This is a genomic window from Methanosphaerula palustris E1-9c (assembly GCF_000021965.1).
In the GTDB taxonomy this organism is placed as follows: Archaea; Halobacteriota; Methanomicrobia; order Methanomicrobiales; family Methanospirillaceae; genus Methanosphaerula; species Methanosphaerula palustris.
Map to the genome: position 1 here is coordinate 1,247,085 of NC_011832.1, position 20,584 is coordinate 1,267,668.

Below are 20,584 nucleotides of genomic sequence, written 5' to 3' on the forward strand. Positions count from 1 at the left end.
TTCACCTAGGAGACCGCAAGCATCCGCTCGAGTGCTCTGCGTGCCCCTTCCGCGATCACCGGGTCCACCTGGACGATTGGTGCCTTTGCCCTGATCGCCGCCTCAATCTTCTCAACGGTGATCATCTTCATATCTGCACAGCTGAGTAAGGGTGAGGCTGCCACAAAAATCTTGTCCGGCGACTCCTTCTTCAGGCGGGTCAGCATCCCCACCTCGGTGCCGACAATGATCACCTTCGCCGTGGTTGTCTTTGCATGCCGGGCCATCGCAGAGGTCGAGCCGATGAAGTTGGCGACATCCTGCACCTCGGGGATCGTTTCTGGGTGCACGATCACCTCTGCACCCGGGTACTCGGCGAGTCTGTCCTGGATGTCCTGCACGGTCAGGGAATGGTGGACCGGGCAGCATCCGAGTGCTGGCACCGGGATCACCTGTTTATCGGTGTTACGTGCGACATAGAGGGCGAGGTTCCGGTCTGGTGTGAATATTATCTGCTTCTCTTCCAGACTGTTCACCACCTTCACTGCATTCGCAGAAGTGCAGATGATATCGGAGACTGCCTTGACCGCTGCAGAACTGTTCACATAGGTGACAACCGCTGCTTTGGGATAGTCCTTGCGTGCCGCCAGGATCATCTCGGGGGTGACCCTGCTCGCCATCGCGCACATCGAAAACGGTTCGGGGTGGATCACCTTCTTGGATGGATTGACGATCGCGGCCATCTCTGCCATGAAATCGACACCTGCAAAGATCAGGTACTCGGTGGTGACTAATTTTGCTTTCTGTGCCAGTTCAAGACTGTCGCCGACAAAGTCTGCCATCGCCTGAACCTCGGGCCGCACGTAATTGTGGGCGAGGATAGTGAAATCTTTCATATTACTCTCACACTGCTCCGGAATATCACAATCGTGAAGTTAGTTTAATGTAGTGGGACGATTTAAAAGTTATCATAATATGGTCAAAGCACCCTGTCAGGAGGTTGTCTGGGAACTGCTCCCTGCGATCAGAGCTGCGCTTGCAGCAGAACTGGTGAGACGGGGAATGTCGCAGCTGGCTGCATCCAGGGTCCTCGGGATGGCGCCGTCGGCAGTATCTCAATATCTCTCAAAGAAGAGGGGATACCGGATCGAATTCGAAGGAGAGGTAAAGCAGACGATCGAGCACCTGGCTGAGGATATCAATCAGGGGAAGATCGAAGACGTATCAGCAGCATTCTGTGATATTTGCAGGTTGATCCGGAAGGACCAGGGTCCCTGTCAGAAAAAACCCAATGATTAAGTACCACCAGGGGGCATTGCTGCAGAGATGGAATATATCACAGAGTTATCGGCACTGAAGGATGTGATCAGAGCACGCGGTTCATTGTTGATCGCGTTCTCCGGTGGGGTGGACAGCAGCCTGCTGGCGGTGATTGCCCGTGAAGTCCTGAGGGATCGGATGAACTGCGTCCTGCTCGACAGTCCCCTGTTGCCGCGAAGAAGTTATCGGGAGGCGATTGCACTCGCCGGGGAGTATGACCTTCCCCTGACCGTTCTCTCCTTCTCTCTGCTCTCAAGGGATGATATTCTGAGGAACTCCCGGGATCGCTGTTACTTCTGCAAGAAGGGAACGGCAGAACTCTTCCACAATGAACTGGTACGGCTTGGTTTCTCTGGGGTTGCGGATGGCGTGAACCTGTCCGATTATGGGGAGCACCGGCCTGGTTTGATCGCCTGCGAGGAGGAAGGGATTCTCCATCCATTTGTCGAGGCCGGCATCACCAAGCCGATGATCCGGGCGATCGCACGGTCGATGAGCCTTTCCTTCTGGAACAAGCCTTCGGCGGCCTGCCTGGCCTCGCGGCTCCCGTATGGTGACGAGATCACGCCGGAACGTCTGCATATGATTGAGGTGGCCGAGGACGCTCTCTTTGATCTGGGATACCAGGGTTTTCGGGTGCGCATGCATGGCACCATTGCCCGGGTTGAGATGAGGAGGGATCTGATGGAACAGGCCTTTAAAGACCGTGATGCGATCCTGGCGGCTCTTAAATCTGCGGGTTTCCGGTACTGTACACTCGATCTGGAGGGATACCGGACGGGTTCAATGGATGAGGTGCTATGAAACTCGAACTGGCACGGGAGGACTTCCCGCTCTTTGCTGATGTCACCTACATGGACAGCGCTTCGATCAGCCTGACGCCGGTCCAGGTGGTGGAGGCGGTCACGGACTACGACCTTCACTACCGGGCCAATGTTGGTCGGGGTGTTCATCGGCTCGCACAGATCGCTTCGCTCAAGTACAACGAAGCGCACCGGAAGGTCGCCGGTTTCATCGATGGGGGGCAGGGGATCACGGCGTTCGTTCAGAACACCACGGCAGCGGTGAACATGGTCGCTGCCGGTTTCCCCTGGAAGCGAGGCGATCATGTGGTCACCACTCTTCTCGAACACCACTCCAACCTGCTCCCCTGGATTCGGCTCCGTGAGCAGGGAGTTTTGGTGACGGTGGTTCCCCCCGGTCCGGATGGAACGATCAGTCCGGCCTCGATCGAGGCCGCGATGACCCCGGCAACCAGGCTGGTCGCCGTGACCCACGCCTCCAACGCCCTCGGCACAATCGTGCCGATAGAGCAGATCGCAGCGATCTGCCATGCCCATGGAGCACTGCTGCTGGTGGACGGGGCCCAGACTGTTCCTCATCTCCCGGTCAGTGTGCAGGCACTCGACTGTGACATCCTCTGCTTCTCCGGGCACAAGATGCTCGGACCGACCGGAACTGGGGTGCTCTGGATGAAGGATATCTACATCCGGCCGTCGGTGCTCGGCGGCGGGATGGTCGAGACTGCAACCACGAATGGGTTCACCCCGGTGCAGGGGTACCGGCAGTTTGAGGCGGGCACTCCGAACATCTCTGGCGCGATCGGCCTCTCTACGGCAGTCAGTTACCTTGAAGAGATCGGGATGGCGGCTGTTCGAGTCCATGAGCAGACACTGACACGGCGGCTGGTCGACGGCCTCCGGGGGCTTGGGGGGGTGACGGTCTATGGGCCGGAACGGGCGGAGGACCGGATCGGCGTGGTCTCGTTCACGGTTGACGGTGTCCACCCCCACGACGTGGCGCATATCCTCGATGAGGCATCCGGCGTGCTGGTCAGATCTGGCCATCACTGCTGCATGCCCCTGATGCAGGCTCTCGACGCCCCGGATGGTACGGTTCGGGCGAGTCTGTACCTGTACAACAGCATTGAGGATGTCGACCTGCTGATAGCGACCGTCGAGGAACTGGAACGGAGACAGTGATGATGTATAAGGAGATCCCCTGTATCAAGAAGAACGGTGATGAGTATACGGCTTCAATGCACCCGGTCGTCGAGGAGGTGCCGGTTGCCCTGTTTGTGAACGGCAGGCATGCGGCGACGGTGATGACCAGTCCGACGATGCTGAAGGAACTGATCGTTGGGTTTCTGCTGACCGAAGGGGTCATCAAATCGCTCGACGAGATCGAGGCGCTCTCTGTCGACGATGATCGGGCCGAGGTGCTGACGAAGAACCCGTACAAGATCCTCTTCTCGAAGAAGACGGTGCTGAGCGGGTGCGGGGGCTCGTCATCGTTCCTCGACATGAAAAAACTTCCGAAGATCCAATCAGACCTGACGGTGACCCCAGCACAGGTCTCAACCGGGCTCAAGGCGGTGCTGAATTCACCGCTGCATATGCTGACCGGCGGAGTGCATGTGGTCGGTCTGATCCAGGGGGATCACCATCTTGCGATCGTCGAGGATATCGGGCGGCACAACGCGCTCGATCGGGTGATCGGGTACGCAGCGCTGAACGGGATCGATCTCTCGCAGACGTTTGTCGTCTGCACCGGCAGGATCTCTTCAGAGATGGCACGCAAATGTCTGATCGCGAACATTCCGATCATCGTCTCGCGTGGGGCGACGACGACGCTCGCGGTGGAGATCGCCAGGGCCGGCGGACTGACGGTGATCGGTTTTGTCAGGAGCGATAAGATGAATATCTACTCCGGGGAGGAGCGGGTGAGCGGGGCCGGTTCACTGGAGATTCCCGCGCCTGTCGAGTAGATCTTCTATTTTGCAGCGCTGGCAGATGGTGCCGGAGCAGGGCGCCCCACAGCGGTCGCACTTCGACAACGCCGATGGTGGAACCATACCGCTGACCGTTCGTTTCAGGTCTGCCTCTCCTTCCACGATTCGAAGCATGGTACCGGGGAACCGATACTCAAGTACCCCGAGTGCACGCCGCACCTCGGCCCTGAGGGCATGGGCCGTGTACGGGCACTCCGGAAGGGGTGAGAGGAGCGATGCGACCATTCCATACACGACCACCTCCTTCTCGCTGACCCGTCCGAGCGGTTTGATCCGCGGAATGTACCCGGTCCCCTCCGGCAGGGTGCCGGCGATCCGGGTGAGGTCTCCGCGCAGGTAATTCATCAGAACCGACTGGGCCTCGTCGTCCAGACAGTGGCCGGTCGCGAGGACACCCGCCCCTGCCTCCACGGCAGTCTGCTGCAGTGCCTGTCGCCGGTAGACTCCGCAGACAGAACAGGCCCGTTCCCTGTTTCCGATCAGCAGGCTATCGAGGTCGGCTCCGAAGAGATCCTGAAACGAGACGATGATATGCCGGATCCCGAGCCTGTGGGTCAGGCGCCGTGCCGCTGCCAGTGTCTCATCGCGATAGTCTCTGATCCCTTCGTCGACGGTGATGGCGACCAGGCGGTCTGCAGCCCTCTTCCCGAGCAGCATGTTCATAAGCCAGAGCAGCACCGTGCTGTCCTTGCCGCCGCTGAGCGCGACTGCTATCCGTTCGTTATCTGCAAGGGTGTATGAGGCGAGCATGCCGGCAGTCTTCGCCTCCACCTTCTCCATCAGGTGTGCTCCACAGAGGTGCGCCCCATCTCCCCGGGAGAAGTAGACCGCGTGCTCGTTGCAGCGATCGCAGGCGATCATCTATCCTCCATGGACGATGCTGATCACACGGAGATGGTCGCCATCGGAGAGGGGTGTGTCCTCAGGGAGGAGTACACCATCCCTGACCACGATCACCTCTGCAGGGTTCACCCCTGCGGCCACAAGCAGTTCCTCGATGGTATCGCCAGAAGGTGAACAGAGTTTTCTGGTCAGATCCGGGAGTTCAAGGGTAATCATCTGATGTACGATTGGGAGGACCGGTGGTTTAACAGTGCTGAATGAGGATAAGAGGAGTAGATATTTATCTCATAGTAGAGACCCTAACTACCGGATTGATGCTCTGCCGATAGCAATCCTTATCCCCGTTTCAGAATAATCACAATTGTGATTTCTGCTTTGGTAGAAATTTCCGGAATCTAACAGTAAGAGGTTGATCTATGGGAAAAATTTACAACAACATCACAGAGACCATCGGGCACACCCCGTTGGTCAGGTTGAACCGGCTGACCGAGGGGATACCGGCAGAGATCGTCGTCAAGGTGGAGTCATTCAACCCGATGTCGAGTGTCAAGGATCGGATCGGGTTAGCGATGATCGAGGCGGCGGAGCAGCACGGTCTGATTGGGAAAAATACGACGATCGTCGAGCCGACCAGTGGAAACACCGGCGTAGGACTGGCTTTCGTTGCAGCAGCACGCGGATATAAGATCCGGCTTCTGATGCCCGATACGATGACCATCGAACGGAGGAAACTCCTCAAAGCACTCGGGGCAGAACTGGTCCTGACCCCAGGCAAGGATGGGATGAAGGGAGCAGTCAGCGCTGCAGAGGCGATGGTCGCAGAGAACCCGGACCTGCTGTATATCCCTCAGCAGTTTCGAAACCCATCGAATCCTGCCATTCATCGGAGAACCACTGCCGAAGAGATCTGGACAGATACCGATGGAAAGGTGGATATCGTTGTGGCCGGCGTCGGGACTGGTGGGACGATCACCGGTATTGCAGAGGCTATCAAGGCCAAAAAACCGGAATTCAAGGCAATTGCCGTTGAGCCGGCGACGTCCCCGGTCCTCTCAGGAGGAAGTCCTGGACCGCATAAGATCCAGGGGATCGGTGCCGGGTTCATCCCGGATGTGTTGAGGATGGACCTGCTCGACGAGATTGTTCCGGTCAGCAACGAGGATGCGTATGAGATAGCCCGGCGTCTCGCCAGGGAGGAGGGGATCCTGGCAGGGATCTCATCTGGTGCAGCCCTCTATGCGGCTCTGCTGATCGCAAAACGCCCGGAAAACAGTGAAAAAATGATCGTGGTGATCCTCCCGGACACTGGTGAGCGGTACCTCTCCACCGATCTCTTTGATGCATAAGTGACCTGATCATGCTCCTCAAACACCTCAGGGAAGATATCCAGACCATCTTTCAGAAGGACCCGGCAGCCCGATCGATACCGGAGGTGCTCTTCTGTTACCCCGGGTTGCATGCAATCTGGAGTCATCGGATCGCTCACTGGTTATGGGTCCACCATCTCTTCTTTGCAGGACGGTTTGTATCGCATATCGGTCGGTTTTTGACCGGGATTGAAATCCATCCCGGGGCAATGATCGGTCGTCGGGTCTTCATTGACCATGGCATGGGTGTCGTGATCGGGGAGACGGCTGAGGTTGGGGATGATGTCCTGATCTATATGGGGGTCGTGCTTGGTGGGACTGCGCTGGTGAACGAGAAACGTCATCCGACCGTTGAGGATCATGTGATCATCGGTTCAGGGGCCTCGGTGCTCGGTCCGATCACCATCGGAAGCGGGGCTAAGGTCGGGGCCGGTTCGGTCGTGGTTCGGTCGGTACCCCCAGGGGCAACGGTCGTCGGGGTTCCCGGCAGGATTGCCGGGCCCGAGTGTAACCAGGATAGAGATGGGGACCTGGAGGCACCGATGCCGGATCCGATGCTTCGGGTGATCTCCAGGCTGCTCGATCGGCAGAACCAGTTCGAGGAGCGGATCCGGATCATGGAACAGGTGATCCCTGGGCCGCTTGGTCTGGAGAAGCGGGCCGAACTGGAGATGGAGGAGCAGATCAGAGACGCGCTCCGCGAGGTGATCGACCCGGAGGTTGGAATTGATATCGTCGACCTCGGGCTGCTCCGAGATGTGCATGTCACCGCGGACGGGCGTGCAGAGATCGATATGGTGTTGACGACGAAGGGCTGCCCGTTGGTCGATTACCTGAGCCAGCAGGTTCGGCGGAAGGCCGAGGGGATCCCCGGGATCTCCTCGGTTGATGTGAGGGTGCTGGACGAACCCTGGGACTGGAGCAGGTTCGTCCGTCAGAACGGGCAGCTGAAAAAGGTATAGCCCGTGCCGTTGAAGTACTGCTGATGGATAGTCGCGATGAGATGTACGGCCGCTTCTCAGTTGCCCTCGCAAAGCTTGAGGCGTGCAAGGAGTTTGCGGCGCTGATCCCGGAGGTACGGACCAACCTGGTCTATGCAACCGGGGACGCGAAGGAGAGGAGTGATGTGCTCGCTGTTGAAGGGCGCGTGACCATTATCGGTGGAATGCCGCATGCCTCTGGGAAGCCGGTCTTTGGGGCTTCAAGCCATATGGCCAGACTGATGATCGAACTGCGAAAGGTCGATCCCCGTGTGCGGGCCGGCGTGGACTTCGCCAACACGCCTGCGCTGGCAGCATGGCTTGAGGACTACTGTCGGGAGAAACGCTGGATCTTTTCTATGATCGATCGGAGGAACGAGCCGGATTCTATCAAAGAGGAGGAGTGCGCTTCGATGCCATGGAAGGTCGCCGAGGCGGTCAGGGCGGCCGGGAATCGTGCCCCCAAGATCTTCTATGAGACCGGTGCCATCGGCAAGGAGCCGGTCAGTGTGCTGGTCGGCGGGGATCCGATCGAGGTCGTCGAGCAGGTCTGCGAGATTGCGCGGAGGTATGCAGATGAGCGATGAGAAGATCGGGAAGATCGATGCGGCGACTTTCGCCTCGTTCCTGCTCCACCGAACAGGTGCGGCAGATCCCTCGGTGATCGTGCCGCCGACTGCGGGGATCGATGCAGGGGTGGTCGACCTCGGTAACAACAGGGTACTGATCGTGGCCGAGGATCCGATCTTCGCCATCCCCAACCAGCCATACGATCTCTTCGGCTGGCACACGGTCCATATCGGGGCCAGCGATGTCGCCGTGATGGGGGTGAAGCCGCAGTACATGACCTATTCACTGCTGATGCCCCCGGGTACGCCCGACCAGGACTTCCGGACGATCGTGGACGCGATCGACTTGGCTGCAAAGGATCTCGGGATCGCGATCGTCGGCGGACACACCGGGTACTATCCCGGGTTCGCCGCCCCGACGATCGGCGGAATTACGGTTTTTGCGGTGGCAGAGAAAGGGGAGTACATCACCTCTGCAGGTGCTCGACCCGGTGATGATGTGCTGCTGACCAAGGGGCCGGCGATCGAGACCGCGGCTCTCCTTTCAGTGCTCCGTGAAAATGAACTGAAGGCGAAGTACCCGGCCTGGCTTGTGAAGGCTGCGCAGGATCTCTGCTGGCAGATGTCGGTTGTGGCGGATGCGGCCCTCGCCCGTGAGGCTGGCGAGGTGACAGCGATGCATGATGCGACAGAAGGCGGGGTGATCGGCGGACTCTTTGAGATTGCAGCGGCAAGTAACACCGGGATGGTGATCGATGAGGCGCAGATCATCTATCCGAAAGAGGTCAGAATGGTCTGTGAGCAGTTCAACCTGGATCCTCTGGCATCGATCGCCGAGGGGACGCTCCTTCTGACTGCAGATCCGTCCAGTTCTGATGCGATCATCGACCTCCTGACCCGGTCCGGGATCCCGGTGTCGGTGATCGGGAAGGTCACGGACAATCCTGGGGAGCGGACGATCCGACGGGTCGACGGTACCATTGAAGAACTCCATATCCCAGAGCAGGACCCCTTCTGGCCCGTCTTCTTCGAGAGTACGTGCTGAAGGAGACGACTTTTTTTAAGCGTCCATGTCTCATGAGATGGCTTTAGAAAAAATGCGCGGATTATTTCGTCTGTATCTGCCGGAATACCTCGGTGAAAGTCGACTACCGATAAATATCATCATCAACTAATTATGATGATCACCATGCCTGTCCCTGTCAGTGAACTTATGGGCCGAATGAGTCGTTTTAGAACTCAGATGGATAAAAATCATCCTGATTGGGAGATTGTGGCCATTCTCGGAAAGGTCGACCTTTATTACTTCACCGGTACCATCCAGGACGGCATTCTCCTCATTCCCCGGAATGATGAAGCGGTGTTCTGGGTCCGTCAGAGTTATGAACGGGCCCTTGATGAATCCAGGTCCCCCTGCATCAGAAAGATGAGCAGGTACCGTGATATTGCTGCGGTCATGGGGACATTTCCTGCAACGCTGTACCTTGAGATGGAACTGGTGACGATGGCACAGGTTCAGAGACTGCAGAAATCTCTCAATTTTACCGATGTGAAGGCGGTTGATGCCGAGGTGGCCGCTGTCAGGTCGGTGAAGAGCGGCTACGAACTCTCCCTTATGGAGAAGGCTGGAAGGATCCACCGGCATGTGCTGGAGGATTGTATGCCTTCCCTCCTCTCAGAAGGGATCGATGAGGTAGAACTCAACAGCGACCTTTACTCCCTGATGGTGAAGGAAGGTCACCAGGGGATCATCCGGTTTGACATGTTCAATGAGATGATCCTGGGACAGATCGGTTTTGGTGTCAGTTCCATCTATCCGACCTGTGTCAACACCCCTGGAGGGATTTCAGGTATGCATCCGGCGGTACCGCTGATGGGATGCCGGGAGAGGCGACTCCGGAAGGGCGACCTTGTTGTTGTGGATATCGGGTGTGGGGTTGAGGGATACCAGACCGACAAGACCATGACCTACATGTTTGGTTCGCCCATTCCTGATGCAGCGGTCCAGGTGCATGAGCACTGTGTGGATATCCAGAATGAACTGGCTTCGCTCCTGAAACCGGGTGCGATTCCTTCAGAGATCTACTCTACCATCATCGATGGGCTGAGTCCTGAATTCCTAAAAGATTTTATGGGATTCGGAGGGCATCAGGTGAAGTTCCTTGGTCATGGTATCGGATTGTGGATCGATGAAAAACCCGTGATCGCGAAAGGGTTTGATGAACCGCTGGAGGAAGGGATGGTCTTTGCACTTGAGCCCAAAAAAGGAATCCAGGGAGTCGGGCTGGTTGGCATCGAGAATACCTTTGTCGTGACTCCTCAGGGGGGTCGATGCATCACCGGTGATAATCCCGGACTGATCCCGGTATACTGATCCTGAAGTCCATCGTCCACTCCGGTCGACCCACTCTCTACCTCGTCAAATTTTTTTGGATATGAGGATCTGTAAAACAGTTTAATATTTTGAACCAATCGGTTGATCACGCAATCCAGTCTGACCTGATCGGCAAGAACTGTGTCAAGAATTATTTTGACGCCGTTGTTTTAATAGACAATTCACCCGACAGTCCAGGTGATCTCTGCATGCATGGACTTTCCGCGGTACCTGAGCCCGTTATGCTCCATATTGAGGTGATTCCGAAGGTACTGGCGGATAATTCCGTCCTGCTGTTCATCGACGCCGCCCATTCTGGCTCCGAGGTCCATGACGGCGTGGCCGAGTGTCGGATACAACCGACCGTCCGGGTACTCTTTGCAGACGATAGAAGCCGGTACCCCGAGCTGGCGGAGTCCACGGTACAGGCAATCGGCATGGGGGATATCGTTGAACTCGCATCCGAGGACCTTTGGCCAGAGTTCCTTCATCGCAACAGCGATCGGTGGGGGGGTTCCATGCCAGAAGAGGACGACCCTCCCCGAGCAGCAGGTGTTGACTGCTCTGACCACTGCTTCCAGGTCCGGGGTGAAGAGTGAATAGGGAGCGACTAGGAGAGGATACTTTTCTGTGCATCCTGTGTCGAGGTGTTCCCATCCCCCTGCGATGACCGAGATTCGTGACTCCATCGAATGTTTGACTGCACACTTGGTCAGGGAGTCTATCATCGCCTCGGATTTTGTCACTTCGGTGACCCGGTTTCCTTTTCGGGAGATCAGATAGGGGAGCATCGATCTGTCCCCAACCAGCAGTACCGACGAGCCGGACGGGGGGGCGACCCGCTCCATCAGATATTTGGCCTGAGTGACCCATAGCCGGGGATCTGCCATTGAAAGTCGAATTGTCTCTTCTGGTTCCTCTGGGACAAGATGTGGAGTGGAGAGGTACTGGTTATAGGTAAGGCGCCAGGTCTCGACCCAATCTGTGCTGCTATCAGGTTCTTTCATCTGCATCATCTCGTCCAGTCCTCGTCGTATGGGTATTGAATGTGATAGGTCTTTTGATAATATATTGTTCTTAATTATTTCTGAAGTTAATTAAATTTATCTATATCTGTGATGCACCGGCATGTCAGTCCGAGTTTCTATCGCTGGATGATCAGCAGACCTCCGCATCTGGATCGGACTCACACATGACGAAGGTCGGTGAATGCGGCGATCGTAGCACTGGTCGTGACAAGGTCGTCCCTGCTGAGATCATGAACATTGGTGTGTCCGGTCAGACGAGTGAAGTCCTCTAACTCTGCTGTGGTAACGTTGAGGAAGTTTGCCAGTCGGTCGGCCCCAACCTCGCTCTTCATCCTCGGTCGAAGATCGATATCCTGAGTGGTCAAACCCTCCGGGCATCGTCCGGTTGAACAGATCCTGTGCTGCTGACAGCCGCAGGCCATCAGGGCGGCGGTCCCAAGGGCGACAGCGTCCGCACCAAGGGCCAGAGCCTTGGCAATGTCAGAGGAGATCCGAAGCCCGCCGGTGATGACCAGTGACGTCCCGGTTGCACCCAACCGATCCAGTGTCTCCCTCGCCCTGTAGAGGGCGAATATGGTGGGGACCGAGGTCGAAGCTTTAATGAACTTCGGGGCTGCCCCGGTTCCTCCTGGTCGACCATCGATGGTGACAAAGTCGGCCCCTGCATAGACGATTGCCTCGAGGTCAGCTTCGATATGTCCGGCTGCAATCTTGACCCCGACCGGGCGTCCTCCGGAGATCTCCCGGAGCCAGGTTACCTTGGTTTTCAGGTCGTCCCGGGTTTTGATATCAGTGAAACGTGCAGGGCTGATGATATCCGTTCCTTTCGGATACCCCCTGACCGTCGCGATCTCGGGGGTGACCTTCTCACCGGGTAATCGAGCTCCGAGACCTGGTTCTGCAGACTGACCCAGTTTTATCTCGATCGCGTCGACAGACCTGAGCATCTCGGCTGTCACGCTGTACTGGTTCGGAACATACTCAAAGATGTATCGATACGCCTGCGCCTGCTCTTCGGGGAGCACCCCGCCTTCACCCGATCCGATGGCAGTTCTGACCTTGGCTGAACCGCCTGCAAGGGCGATCTTTGTCTCCTTTGAGAGAGCACCAAAGGACATGTGTGTCACATAAAATGGGGTGTCGATCACCAGCGGATGAACTGCCCGGGGACCTATAACGGTTCTGGTTAATACCGGAACGTCTGCATTGATCGGAATGCGTGCGATCTGGGCTCCACAGATCAGCAGTTTGTCCCAGGTTATCACCTGCTGTGTGGTCCGCATCGGCTCGATCACAGACCGTCCGGTCTCTGCCATCTGGTGGATATCGGTCAGGTACTCCTCGATGAAGAGAGGTGCCTCCATACGGTTGAGTAAAGCCTCCGTAACCCTGTCCGGAAGGGCCGGCGGAGTCGCCATCTGACTCGTTGTTCCGCAGACCGGGCAGGTGAACCCGATATGTATCTCCTTTCCCTTTTCGATCACTGGCTGCAGGTGTGAACGGTCTGATCCGCAGATCGGGCAGATCCAGGTATCGGAGAGGTCATAGGGCTCGGCTCCCTTTGGAATGTCATTCTCCTCTTCACCCTCGTTGCTGTCATATTCGAATGAATTACAGACATTACACCGGTAGATCATGATATTGTATCCGTTGAGATTGAGAGGGCGAGGGGGATAAGCGTTGTGACGGCGGGTCTCTCGCTATGGAATGACCTCTTCTATATTCGGTCTTTTTAAAAATATGAATATGGGGAGCACGGTTCCTCTCCTAGGGTCAGATGATCAGTTCAGATTCTCCTTCTGGACGGGTCAGGACGATCCCCGCGATCAGCACCGCGAGTACAGCCACGGTTCCCATAATTTCGTATGGGTTGGTGAACGTGGTGGCATTGCTGACATTACTGACGATCACATGTCGGATCATGCTGGTCAGCCCGGCGATCAGCAGCGGTCGTGGTTCAAAGTGTCGTGTCTGAAAGTAGACGGTCACGGTAGTGAGCAGGGTCAGCACGGTGATCGAGAGAAGGAGTGCTTCGAGAACCTCTACGACTCCCGTCTGCAGATCCGGGGATGAGAAGAGGTCGAGAATCTCTCTGATCGCGTCGTATAGTGAGAAAATGGCGACGATCGAGAAGAGGGCTGCGATAACCACATACGCTGTCAGTTGTATATCTGTGATCACACGGATCACGAAATGTACACTTGTCGCTTCGTCAGGGATTTTTGCCATCCCCAGTCTATCGGCGCATAATAGATATATGCGTGTCGAACTGGTTGGACTGGTAGTGCTCGTCGTCGATGTATGTTCTGATCAGAGGGGAATGATAGAGAAAACGTGCACTTTTCTTTCCACTTTTTCTTTGGGTTCACTCGATGTAAGAAGCCATCAGTCCGAAACCTATTCTCTTCTACGATAGGAGATCTGTCGACTCATCTCAACGGACCACAATAAATATCTGGCCACCTGAACTTTTACCTACCAGGTGAGGTGATGAAGGATATGAGAAGGAAGGAGAGGCAGTTGACACCAGAGGAGACGGATCGCCTTCTTCAGACTGGTGTATTCGGTGTCCTCTCGACGGTGGGTTCAGGGGGAGTACCCTATGGGGTCCCTTTGCATTATGTCTATCACCATAAAGTGATCTACTTTCACTGTGCAACAGATGGCCTGAAGCTGGACCTCCTGGATCAGAATAACCGGGTCTCGTTCTGCGTTGTCGTCGATGCAGTCGTTCTCCCTGAGCGATTCAGCACCCGATATTCCAGTGTGATTCTCTCTGGCAGGGCTTTTGAAGTATTTGACCTGGAGAAGCGGGCCGGCCTGGTGGCACTTCTTGGCAAGTATTCAGCCGGCTATCTCGATCAGGGAACCCGGTATATCGAGAAGGCCTGGGAGAGAACGAAAGTCTACAGGATCGATATCGAGACCTGTACCGGAAAAGGGACGATCACCTCAAAGTCCAGTCGAGACTGAAATTCCACGGGATACGACCCACGGTAGAAGGGGGCCGGTCTGAATGATGGAATCTCTGACCAGCGAGGCATGATGGGGCGAGTTAGATCTGGATCCAGATATGATAATGGCATGGTGACCATCTGGGATGAATCAATGCCCGCAGGTCATCGGAAAAAAACAAATACATTTATATTTCTATAGGTCCTTATAACACCACACGGAGTTGAGTACATCCCATATAATCGAACAACAGATACCCCCCAGGAATACAGTCTTGAAGGTGGGGTAAACTCTTCAGGGGTTCAGACTACCCGCGTCAGGTTGCCCAAGCGATGGAATAAAGAGCAGTTTGCCTCGGCTGATACACTGCTCGGGGCAAATCATATCCGGGTCAGATGCATCGATGGTGTCACCCGGATGGGAAGGATCAAAGGGAAGATCAAGAAAAGATCCTGGATACGTGAAGGAGATACGCTGATCGTGGTTCCATGGAGTTTCCAGGATGAGAAATGCGATATCCTGTACCGCTACCTGCCTCCGCAGGTCGAGTGGCTCCGTAAGAACCATTACATCTGATTCGTCCTCTTTTTTCTTCAGTGCCGGTTCGGTTGTATTCATCTTCCGGGTCATTACGATCAATTGTCACCGAGCGGAGCTGGTCAAGTATCTGGCCGCGTCTGCACGTTCCTATAACAGATCCCAATTATCATCGTGACTGTATCCGCGTCTACGTGTGCTATCCGGTATTCGTTCCACTCGGTCTGACATTTGAAACCGGCGGCGATGATCGCATCAAGCACTGTCATCACCTGTGCTGCTATTCACAGGGGAGGTGATAGGGAGATCTTCAAAAAAAGTGTTCCTTTCCTCTCCACAGTCAATGTGTGTTTCCCCTCGCATACGAAGCGTAAATCCCCACGACGCAGAGGATTGTGAAGAGGATGAACGTATCATGAACACTGATGACGAACTGTGGGTAGAGTGCAGGGACGATCTCAACACGACCGATCACGATCGCAAAGATCATCGAGGCGATTCCCATCGAGAGCATCTGCCCGAGGAGCCTCATCGTCCCGTTCATTCCGGAGGCCACCCCATAGAATCGTCTGTCGACGGAACTCATGATCGCATTGGTGTTCGGTGAAGAGAAGAGCCCTGCTCCGACACCGAGCAGCATAAGGATTGAAAGGATGGACCAGAGCGGTGTGCTCTCAGTGAGGAAGAGACTGAAGAGACCGAGACCAAGGGCTGTACACCCCATCCCGATCGAGGCCACCACCCGTGGTTCAATCCTATCTGAGAGTCGGCCAGCAACGGGTGAGACGATCATCATCATGAATGCCTGGGCGACCAGGATCAGGCCGGCGTGTTCTGGAGTGAAACCCTTGGTATACTGGAGGTCCAGGCTTAAGAGGAACGTCACCGCAAAGGTCGCACTGTAGTTGATCAGGGCGGCGAGGTTTGAGAAGAGGAAGACTCTGTTCTCGACAAAGAGGCGCATGTCGAGGACTGGGGTGGGTACCCGTCTCTCATACCAGATAAAAGCTGAAATCGTGACCAGTCCGACGGCGATTAGGGCCCCTCCGGTGACGGATGGGAGTTGTGAGAAGCCGTACATCATCGCCACCAGCCCGACAGCGTAGATCAGAGAGCCGGCCCGGTCCAAGCGTTCGGTGGGGCAATCTGCCCATTCGCCTTTGAGTTTCCAGATGATGAGCAGCACCGCGGCGACGCCGATGGGGACATTGACGAGAAAGATGGACCGCCAGCCGAAGTACTGGGTCAGCACGCCGCCGAGAGGTGGGCCGAGGGTGAGTCCAAGGTAGACCGATGTGATATAGATCCCGAGCGCTCGCCCACGCCGCTGTTTTGGGACCACCGAGGTGAGGATCGCAACAGCGGTACCGAAGATCATTCCACTTCCGGCCCCCTGGATCACTCGCATCCCGATCAATGCAGGCGTGGATGGAACCATGGTCATCAGAAGCGAGGCGAGGGTGAAGATCGAGAGCCCTGCGAGAAAGACCTTCTTCCTTCCATGGATGTCTGCGATCTTTCCGAATGGAACGATGACGAGTGCAGAAGCGAGCAGGTATGCGGTCGCAACCCAGGAGAGTGAGACTGCATCCATATGAAATTCACCACTGATGAAGGGCAGGGCGATGTTGGTGGCAGAGCCATCGAATGGGGTCAGAAATCCGGAGATAATGGCTATGATGAGGACGATCCGCTCCTCTGAAAAAAATGATGCCGGCGACGATGAAGGCTGTGCATCATCAGCAGTTGCTTTCTGTTCCTTCATCCTGTTCCCACTCCTGGGGTGCTATAGAGACCATACGTTCCAGTCATGATTGTGATCCGACCGTTGTAATATTCTCTTTTCATAGTAAAAAAGAAAGAGGAAACTGTACCCGGGGAGACTGGGGTGGGCCCGGAGATCCTCTCAGATCCAGCTCATTTTTCTACTTCTTCTCCGATACTCAAGTATGGAAGAGATACAGATCATCGAAGTTCTGCCTCAACTGGTACTTGGTATGCGGCAAAAAGGGGCTTATCGTGATATTCCGGCGATGCTCGGCGAGCTCTATATCTATGGGATCTCTCATCAATCAGTCCTGACCGGACCGCCGGTCTTCATCTGCCACGAAGGATCGGTCGAGGAGGCTATGGTCGCCAACGAGACCGGGGATGCCGATATGGAGGTTGCTTTTCCGATAGAAGGATCGATAGAGGGTGAAGGGCCTATATCGATCTATGAACTTCCAGGTGGGAGGATGGCGAAGGTGCTGCACCGGGGGCCCTATGAGGATTGCGGGCCGACCTATACCCGGCTCTTCGCCTGGATAGAGGAGCAGGGGCTTGCCGTCACCGGCCCGGTTCGCGAGGTCTACCTGAACGATCCGACCCTGGTGAAGCCAGAGGAGTTGATGACCGAGATTCATGTCCCGATTTAAGCGCTGGAGAGCGAGGGTTTGATGAAATCTTCCCCTCTTTCTCCCCGGTGGCGTCGGCCTGCCAGATCCGGGTTCGAATGGATTTTTGTAGGTTGGTACAATTCCGTGCAGTCGAACCTACCTGAACCATACTCCTTTATCGGTCTGGGATCCACCTGATCATCAGATGGATGCAGTGATTGAATCAGTGCTGATCGGTCTCGGCCTTGCGATGGACTGTTTTGCTGTCACCCTTGCGACGGGGAGTTCAGCCGGTATCGATCGATTCAAGACAGCGATCATCCTCGCGGCGACATTCGGTCTCTTTCAGGGAGGGATGACGATTGGTGGCTGGTTGCTTGGGATATCCTTCGCTGGTTTCGTCACCAGATATGCACCCTGGATCGCATTTTTGCTGCTGACCGGGATCGGTGTGAAGATGTGTATCGAAGGGGTCAGGGGCGGGGATACCCGGGAACGGCCATCGTCACTCCGTGCCGGTGTGGTCATTGGACTTGCCATCGCCACCAGTATCGACGCGCTGGCAGTCGGGATCAGCTATGCACTGCTCGGAGTCGAACCTGTGATCCCGTCCCTGATCATCGGTGCGGTTGCATTCTGTATTTCGTTTGCCGGGGTCTATGCTGGTATCAGATTGGCACCGGTTCTTGGCACCCGTGTGGACTTCTTTGGTGGGGCTGTGTTGATGTTGATCGGGGTTAAGGTGCTGGCAGATCACCTGGCCCTGATCTGAATGGCAATGAATGAGTTGGTGTGGGTTATACCGGCTATATGGCGATGAATTGTTTTTATTTTTTAAGAATATCCTGAAAAAAGTACAGGGTTTTTATGGTAAGCAGAGATCCTGGCGCCACCTGAATTCCGGCGGTCGTCTTCAGTTTCACTCAGTATTTTTTGTGATGGGAGAGGGATCAGCGCATCTCAAGGAATCTGCGTGTCGAAAGGCCGATGACCCGAAGGATACATTTCAATGTCCTGCGATCCAGTTCGTCAGACTTTGGGACAATCACGGTAACCAGCCCTGAACTGTCATGTCGCCGCATCTTCAGATGATTCTCCTGGATCGTTACAACCGTAAACCCAATATTGGCGAGGCACTTCTCCATATCCTTCCAGGAGATCACCGGAAGTTTTGAGAGTTTATCAGGTTTCATTGGTTTTGGTTGTTTTCCTGGTTTTTCTTGAATTTGAGGTGCGGTCTGTTTGGTCACAGTTCCACCTCAATTGATTCGGCACCATCGGGGAGATGCAGGTTTTCCTCTGGCTGAAGGTACAGGCAGATGGCCTCCCTGGCATGGGTAAGCGCCTCCTCCTTAGTCCGTCCCTGTGTGATACAGCCCGGTAATGCTGGACATTCCATCACGATCCATCCATCCTCTCCTTGTCTGCTGGTAATCATCAGTTTCATTGGTTGCCGTCCTCACCAGTTGAATGATAGTTACTGTGATTTGGTTCCGGAAGATATAAATTTAGTACAGATGGCTGATCCCACATTTATCTTAAGTGGAATCTTAAGTGGATACCTTTTAACATGGCTCGATTTAATGCATCATGATTCCTTCATCCCCAACGTGGTTTGTTCTCGGTTATCCGCTGTCAATTTTCTCAATTTCTTTCTCATTCTGACCAGTCTTATTCCAGATTTCGAGAGTTGCCGCTCTTTGAGTGCCTGTTGATGAATTGTTCTGAGTTGTGCGAGATTGTAATCGAAACCTGCGAAGAGGTTTTGCAGACTTGCTCGTGCCACGGTCGTGACCCGGATATGTCCTGGGTAGAATTGCCGTTTGATGACAGTATAGGTTCGTTAGGTTCGTTCCACCAGCGAGCGTACCCTACTGATAACTCTGTTTCTTCGTTTTTCTTTGATCGATAAAGGATGGTTTCGCACTGTACGATGCATGGTTTTGTCCTTTGATGCGATTGGCTTAACGCCTAAATATCCTTTGTCAAGGAACATCGTCTTCTCTGACTGCGAGAGATCGATCCGACTATCATGGACTGATGCAGTAGTGGTTACCTGCGCCCGGACCAGTTGATATTCTCTGGTGATGATGGTGTGGAGTTTATATTCGAGATGAGAATTCATTCCTTTTTTTTGCCCAGGTACCGTCCCGTGATCGTCGGGTACAGGCAAGATCACTTTGTGCTTTCTCTGCCGGGGCGTGACCGGGATCTGATGTGATGAATGGTGCATCCAGGATGACACCATGTTTAACCTGAAGTCCACGTGCATCGATCTGATGCTGCAGTTCGTTCCAGATCTCATCCAGTACCTCACAATCAGCCGATTCTGAAACGATCAGGGCGTCGAACGATCCGGGATCGTCGCAGAAAAATTCAGAAAATATCGGAACGAGATCTGATCGTTTGCCTGTCGTTTGAGTTTATAAACCGAAAGACCATATCACTGCTGGAGAAAAAGCAACTTCATGACCTGGATCACGTTGGTGTGGGGATGACCACCCAATTCTGTATTGCTCTGATACGCCAGGGCCTGAAGAGGATGAAACCGCTCCCAGTCGATCATACTACTGATCCCTTGGAGAGGATCTCCGCCACGGGCCGCGAGATCAGCATATTCCTGGTTGAGAATGAAATTCCCGAACGTGCTCATATCAAAAGATCGATCGATAAATGGATGAGGGTAAGTTAGGGTTAATAACAATTCTCTGTAGAGTTCGCCGTTTGCGTCGAGGCACTTGAGGGTCGCGCAGAATGCATCCTTTCCGGCATCCTGGGCCACAGTTCCACCGTGCGCTGTGCTGACCGCAGAGGCGGAAGCAGCGTGGTCACCCCGGCATTGATCTGGCAAGCGTGTCAAACGTGTGGTTGCGGTACCGACACTCTTTGCATTGCTGTTCTGGTAGACCAGCTGTACGGTGTATGCCTCTTTTCTCTTCTCGGCAGCAGGGTCGCTTTCGCCGGCAGTCATGTATGCTACGCAGGCAAACTGGTTGGATAAGATGACCGACTGGATGATCGTGTTGAACGTCGCAGCGTCAGCAATCGGGATCGCAAGTTTGCGTAATGCGCTTTTCATATTTTCACTCTGTATAATATCTGCTATGGGTGTAGTTGCTCCCGGTTCGTTTTACGAACCACAAACAGTGTAATTTGAGGGATTTTTTTACGGTTTTGAAAAATGGGGTGAAAACAAAGAAATTTTCATATCCTCCCTTCAATTTTTTTCAATTGTCGAAATTATTTCGTTTTAGATTCAATTTTTATACGCTCCTGAATCGTAGTTCTCCAGTTGAAGCCAGATTAATGACTCAAGGAGCAATTCTGTCTGGGTTCTGCCAGATTCTTCCTGGTTCATGGTTCGAATGAAAACGCCCGTTCATGGGCATTTTTACCGAGCTGTTTTTGATTTATGATTTAAGAATCACTACCATCTATCACACATCTAAAGATTTTTAATTCA

The 20,584-nt window shown here is 54.7% G+C and carries 24 protein-coding genes and 1 pseudogene; 13 read left to right on the forward strand and 12 right to left on the reverse strand.

Annotation, left to right across the window (positions count from 1 at the left end; translation table 11 throughout):
- Positions 1–5: 5 nt before the first annotated feature.
- Positions 6–875: a quinolinate synthase NadA gene (gene nadA / locus MPAL_RS06065; protein WP_012617869.1), complete on the reverse strand. Its 870-nt coding sequence runs from the start codon at positions 873–875 to the stop codon at positions 6–8.
- A gap of 79 nt (positions 876–954) precedes the next feature.
- On the opposite strand from nadA, the gene MPAL_RS06070 reads away from it, so the two are divergent.
- The 4 genes from MPAL_RS06070 to fdhD are packed head-to-tail and all read left to right on the forward strand — an operon-like array spanning position 955 to position 4,066.
- On the forward strand, positions 955–1,278 hold the full coding sequence (locus MPAL_RS06070; protein ID WP_012617870.1) for a transcriptional regulator: 324 nt from the start codon (positions 955–957) through the stop codon (positions 1,276–1,278).
- Between the two features lie 27 nt (positions 1,279–1,305).
- On the forward strand, positions 1,306–2,103 hold the full coding sequence (gene larE, locus MPAL_RS06075; RefSeq protein WP_012617871.1) for an ATP-dependent sacrificial sulfur transferase LarE: 798 nt from the start codon (positions 1,306–1,308) through the stop codon (positions 2,101–2,103).
- On the forward strand, positions 2,100–3,281 hold the full coding sequence (locus MPAL_RS06080; protein WP_012617872.1) for a cysteine desulfurase: 1,182 nt from the start codon (positions 2,100–2,102) through the stop codon (positions 3,279–3,281). Before larE ends, MPAL_RS06080 begins: the two co-directional genes overlap by 4 nt.
- Positions 3,281–4,066, forward strand: coding sequence for a formate dehydrogenase accessory sulfurtransferase FdhD (gene fdhD, locus MPAL_RS06085; protein WP_012617873.1), 786 nt, complete (start codon positions 3,281–3,283; stop codon positions 4,064–4,066). The genes MPAL_RS06080 and fdhD overlap by 1 nt, the downstream gene beginning before the upstream one ends.
- Here fdhD and MPAL_RS06090 read toward each other — a convergent pair.
- On the reverse strand, positions 4,037–4,951 hold the full coding sequence (locus tag MPAL_RS06090; RefSeq protein ID WP_012617874.1) for a TIGR00269 family protein: 915 nt from the start codon (positions 4,949–4,951) through the stop codon (positions 4,037–4,039). The two genes, fdhD and MPAL_RS06090, sit on opposite strands and share 30 nt — an antisense overlap.
- Positions 4,952–5,149, reverse strand: a complete 198-nt coding sequence (locus tag MPAL_RS06095; RefSeq protein WP_012617875.1) for a MoaD/ThiS family protein — start codon at positions 5,147–5,149, stop codon at positions 4,952–4,954.
- A gap of 200 nt (positions 5,150–5,349) precedes the next feature.
- Between MPAL_RS06095 and cysK the strand changes: the two genes are divergently transcribed.
- The 5 genes from cysK to MPAL_RS06120 all read left to right on the forward strand — a co-directional run bounded on the left by cysK (position 5,350) and on the right by MPAL_RS06120 (position 10,223).
- The gene (gene cysK / locus MPAL_RS06100) at positions 5,350–6,279 is read left to right on the forward strand and encodes a cysteine synthase A (RefSeq protein ID WP_012617876.1); all 930 of its coding nucleotides are present in this window, start codon (positions 5,350–5,352) and stop codon (positions 6,277–6,279) included.
- Between the two features lie 11 nt (positions 6,280–6,290).
- Complete coding sequence (gene cysE, locus MPAL_RS17305; protein WP_012617877.1) at positions 6,291–7,262, forward strand: serine O-acetyltransferase; 972 nt, start codon at positions 6,291–6,293, stop codon at positions 7,260–7,262.
- A 23-nt stretch (positions 7,263–7,285) separates the two neighbouring features.
- A complete protein-coding gene (locus tag MPAL_RS06110) occupies positions 7,286–7,867 on the forward strand; it encodes a thiamine-phosphate synthase family protein (protein ID WP_012617878.1) in 582 nt (193 codons plus the stop codon).
- A complete protein-coding gene (locus tag MPAL_RS06115; protein ID WP_012617879.1) occupies positions 7,857–8,894 on the forward strand; it encodes an AIR synthase family protein in 1,038 nt (345 codons plus the stop codon). Before MPAL_RS06110 ends, MPAL_RS06115 begins: the two co-directional genes overlap by 11 nt.
- Positions 8,895–9,026: 132 nt before the next feature.
- Complete coding sequence (locus MPAL_RS06120) at positions 9,027–10,223, forward strand: M24 family metallopeptidase (RefSeq protein WP_012617880.1); 1,197 nt, start codon at positions 9,027–9,029, stop codon at positions 10,221–10,223.
- Between the two features lie 182 nt (positions 10,224–10,405).
- Here MPAL_RS06120 and MPAL_RS06125 read toward each other — a convergent pair whose 3' ends face one another.
- The 3 genes from MPAL_RS06125 to MPAL_RS06135 all read right to left on the reverse strand — a co-directional run bounded on the left by MPAL_RS06125 (position 10,406) and on the right by MPAL_RS06135 (position 13,480).
- Positions 10,406–11,230: a hypothetical protein gene (locus MPAL_RS06125; RefSeq protein WP_148208158.1), complete on the reverse strand. Its 825-nt coding sequence runs from the start codon at positions 11,228–11,230 to the stop codon at positions 10,406–10,408.
- Positions 11,231–11,409: 179 nt separating this feature from the next.
- Complete coding sequence (locus tag MPAL_RS06130) at positions 11,410–12,888, reverse strand: glutamate synthase-related protein (protein ID WP_012617882.1); 1,479 nt, start codon at positions 12,886–12,888, stop codon at positions 11,410–11,412.
- Between the two features lie 136 nt (positions 12,889–13,024).
- Positions 13,025–13,480 (reverse strand): phosphate-starvation-inducible PsiE family protein, encoded by a 456-nt coding sequence (locus MPAL_RS06135; protein ID WP_012617883.1) that lies wholly within the window; start codon positions 13,478–13,480, stop codon positions 13,025–13,027.
- A gap of 261 nt (positions 13,481–13,741) precedes the next feature.
- Between MPAL_RS06135 and MPAL_RS06140 the strand changes: the two genes are divergently transcribed.
- Both MPAL_RS06140 and eif1A read left to right on the forward strand, forming a co-directional pair.
- Positions 13,742–14,224 carry a pyridoxamine 5'-phosphate oxidase family protein gene (locus MPAL_RS06140; protein ID WP_012617884.1) on the forward strand — a complete coding sequence of 161 codons (483 nt, stop codon included), beginning with the start codon at positions 13,742–13,744 and terminating at the stop codon, positions 14,222–14,224.
- Between the two features lie 303 nt (positions 14,225–14,527).
- On the forward strand, positions 14,528–14,782 hold the full coding sequence (gene eif1A, locus MPAL_RS06145; RefSeq protein WP_012617885.1) for a translation initiation factor eIF-1A: 255 nt from the start codon (positions 14,528–14,530) through the stop codon (positions 14,780–14,782).
- Between the two features lie 301 nt (positions 14,783–15,083).
- On the opposite strand, the gene MPAL_RS06150 is transcribed toward eif1A, so the two are convergent.
- A complete protein-coding gene (locus tag MPAL_RS06150) occupies positions 15,084–16,508 on the reverse strand; it encodes an MFS transporter (protein ID WP_012617887.1) in 1,425 nt (474 codons plus the stop codon).
- Between the two features lie 184 nt (positions 16,509–16,692).
- Here MPAL_RS06150 and MPAL_RS06155 point away from each other — a divergent pair, with 184 nt between their 5' ends.
- The gene (locus tag MPAL_RS06155; protein ID WP_012617888.1) at positions 16,693–17,160 is read left to right on the forward strand and encodes a GyrI-like domain-containing protein; all 468 of its coding nucleotides are present in this window, start codon (positions 16,693–16,695) and stop codon (positions 17,158–17,160) included.
- 166 nt (positions 17,161–17,326) lie between these two features.
- Positions 17,327–17,893 carry a manganese efflux pump MntP gene (locus MPAL_RS06160; RefSeq protein ID WP_012617889.1) on the forward strand — a complete coding sequence of 189 codons (567 nt, stop codon included), beginning with the start codon at positions 17,327–17,329 and terminating at the stop codon, positions 17,891–17,893.
- A gap of 178 nt (positions 17,894–18,071) precedes the next feature.
- Here the strand turns inward: MPAL_RS06160 and MPAL_RS06165 are convergent, their stop codons facing one another.
- From MPAL_RS06165 to MPAL_RS17500, 5 genes and pseudogenes are all read right to left on the reverse strand, one after another.
- A complete protein-coding gene (locus MPAL_RS06165) occupies positions 18,072–18,314 on the reverse strand; it encodes a type II toxin-antitoxin system HicA family toxin (RefSeq protein WP_012617890.1) in 243 nt (80 codons plus the stop codon).
- 53 nt (positions 18,315–18,367) lie between these two features.
- The gene (locus MPAL_RS06170; protein ID WP_012617891.1) at positions 18,368–18,568 is read right to left on the reverse strand and encodes a type II toxin-antitoxin system HicB family antitoxin; all 201 of its coding nucleotides are present in this window, start codon (positions 18,566–18,568) and stop codon (positions 18,368–18,370) included.
- Between the two features lie 396 nt (positions 18,569–18,964).
- Positions 18,965–19,426 (reverse strand): transposase, encoded by a 462-nt coding sequence (locus tag MPAL_RS17490; RefSeq protein ID WP_083767008.1) that lies wholly within the window; start codon positions 19,424–19,426, stop codon positions 18,965–18,967.
- 33 nt (positions 19,427–19,459) lie between these two features.
- Positions 19,460–19,552: pseudogene (locus tag MPAL_RS17495) on the reverse strand (hypothetical protein); the annotation flags it as partial.
- 12 nt (positions 19,553–19,564) lie between these two features.
- Positions 19,565–20,200: a hypothetical protein gene (locus MPAL_RS17500; RefSeq protein ID WP_052292206.1), complete on the reverse strand. Its 636-nt coding sequence runs from the start codon at positions 20,198–20,200 to the stop codon at positions 19,565–19,567.
- Positions 20,201–20,584: the final 384 nt, after the last annotated feature.

Excerpts from the sequence above, each read along its gene's own strand:
- nadA (WP_012617869.1), bottom strand. The coding sequence starts at position 875 with ATGAAAGATTTCACTATCCTCGCCCACAATTACGTGCGGCCCGAGGTT.
- MPAL_RS06070 (WP_012617870.1), top strand. The coding sequence starts at position 955 with ATGGTCAAAGCACCCTGTCAGGAGGTTGTCTGGGAACTGCTCCCTGCG.
- larE (WP_012617871.1), top strand. The coding sequence starts at position 1,306 with ATGGAATATATCACAGAGTTATCGGCACTGAAGGATGTGATCAGAGCA.
- MPAL_RS06080 (WP_012617872.1), top strand. The coding sequence starts at position 2,100 with ATGAAACTCGAACTGGCACGGGAGGACTTCCCGCTCTTTGCTGATGTC.
- fdhD (WP_012617873.1), top strand. The coding sequence starts at position 3,281 with ATGATGTATAAGGAGATCCCCTGTATCAAGAAGAACGGTGATGAGTAT.
- MPAL_RS06090 (WP_012617874.1), bottom strand. The coding sequence starts at position 4,951 with ATGATCGCCTGCGATCGCTGCAACGAGCACGCGGTCTACTTCTCCCGG.
- MPAL_RS06095 (WP_012617875.1), bottom strand. The coding sequence starts at position 5,149 with ATGATTACCCTTGAACTCCCGGATCTGACCAGAAAACTCTGTTCACCT.
- cysK (WP_012617876.1), top strand. The coding sequence starts at position 5,350 with ATGGGAAAAATTTACAACAACATCACAGAGACCATCGGGCACACCCCG.
- cysE (WP_012617877.1), top strand. The coding sequence starts at position 6,291 with ATGCTCCTCAAACACCTCAGGGAAGATATCCAGACCATCTTTCAGAAG.
- MPAL_RS06110 (WP_012617878.1), top strand. The coding sequence starts at position 7,286 with ATGGATAGTCGCGATGAGATGTACGGCCGCTTCTCAGTTGCCCTCGCA.
- MPAL_RS06115 (WP_012617879.1), top strand. The coding sequence starts at position 7,857 with ATGAGCGATGAGAAGATCGGGAAGATCGATGCGGCGACTTTCGCCTCG.
- MPAL_RS06120 (WP_012617880.1), top strand. The coding sequence starts at position 9,027 with ATGATGATCACCATGCCTGTCCCTGTCAGTGAACTTATGGGCCGAATG.
- MPAL_RS06125 (WP_148208158.1), bottom strand. The coding sequence starts at position 11,230 with ATGAAAGAACCTGATAGCAGCACAGATTGGGTCGAGACCTGGCGCCTT.
- MPAL_RS06130 (WP_012617882.1), bottom strand. The coding sequence starts at position 12,888 with ATGATCTACCGGTGTAATGTCTGTAATTCATTCGAATATGACAGCAAC.
- MPAL_RS06135 (WP_012617883.1), bottom strand. The coding sequence starts at position 13,480 with ATGGCAAAAATCCCTGACGAAGCGACAAGTGTACATTTCGTGATCCGT.
- MPAL_RS06140 (WP_012617884.1), top strand. The coding sequence starts at position 13,742 with ATGAAGGATATGAGAAGGAAGGAGAGGCAGTTGACACCAGAGGAGACG.
- MPAL_RS06150 (WP_012617887.1), bottom strand. The coding sequence starts at position 16,508 with ATGAAGGAACAGAAAGCAACTGCTGATGATGCACAGCCTTCATCGTCG.
- MPAL_RS06155 (WP_012617888.1), top strand. The coding sequence starts at position 16,693 with ATGGAAGAGATACAGATCATCGAAGTTCTGCCTCAACTGGTACTTGGT.
- MPAL_RS06160 (WP_012617889.1), top strand. The coding sequence starts at position 17,327 with ATGGATGCAGTGATTGAATCAGTGCTGATCGGTCTCGGCCTTGCGATG.
- MPAL_RS06165 (WP_012617890.1), bottom strand. The coding sequence starts at position 18,314 with ATGAAACCTGATAAACTCTCAAAACTTCCGGTGATCTCCTGGAAGGAT.
- MPAL_RS06170 (WP_012617891.1), bottom strand. The coding sequence starts at position 18,568 with ATGAAACTGATGATTACCAGCAGACAAGGAGAGGATGGATGGATCGTG.
- MPAL_RS17490 (WP_083767008.1), bottom strand. The coding sequence starts at position 19,426 with ATGAGATCTGGAACGAACTGCAGCATCAGATCGATGCACGTGGACTTC.
- MPAL_RS17500 (WP_052292206.1), bottom strand. The coding sequence starts at position 20,200 with ATGAAAAGCGCATTACGCAAACTTGCGATCCCGATTGCTGACGCTGCG.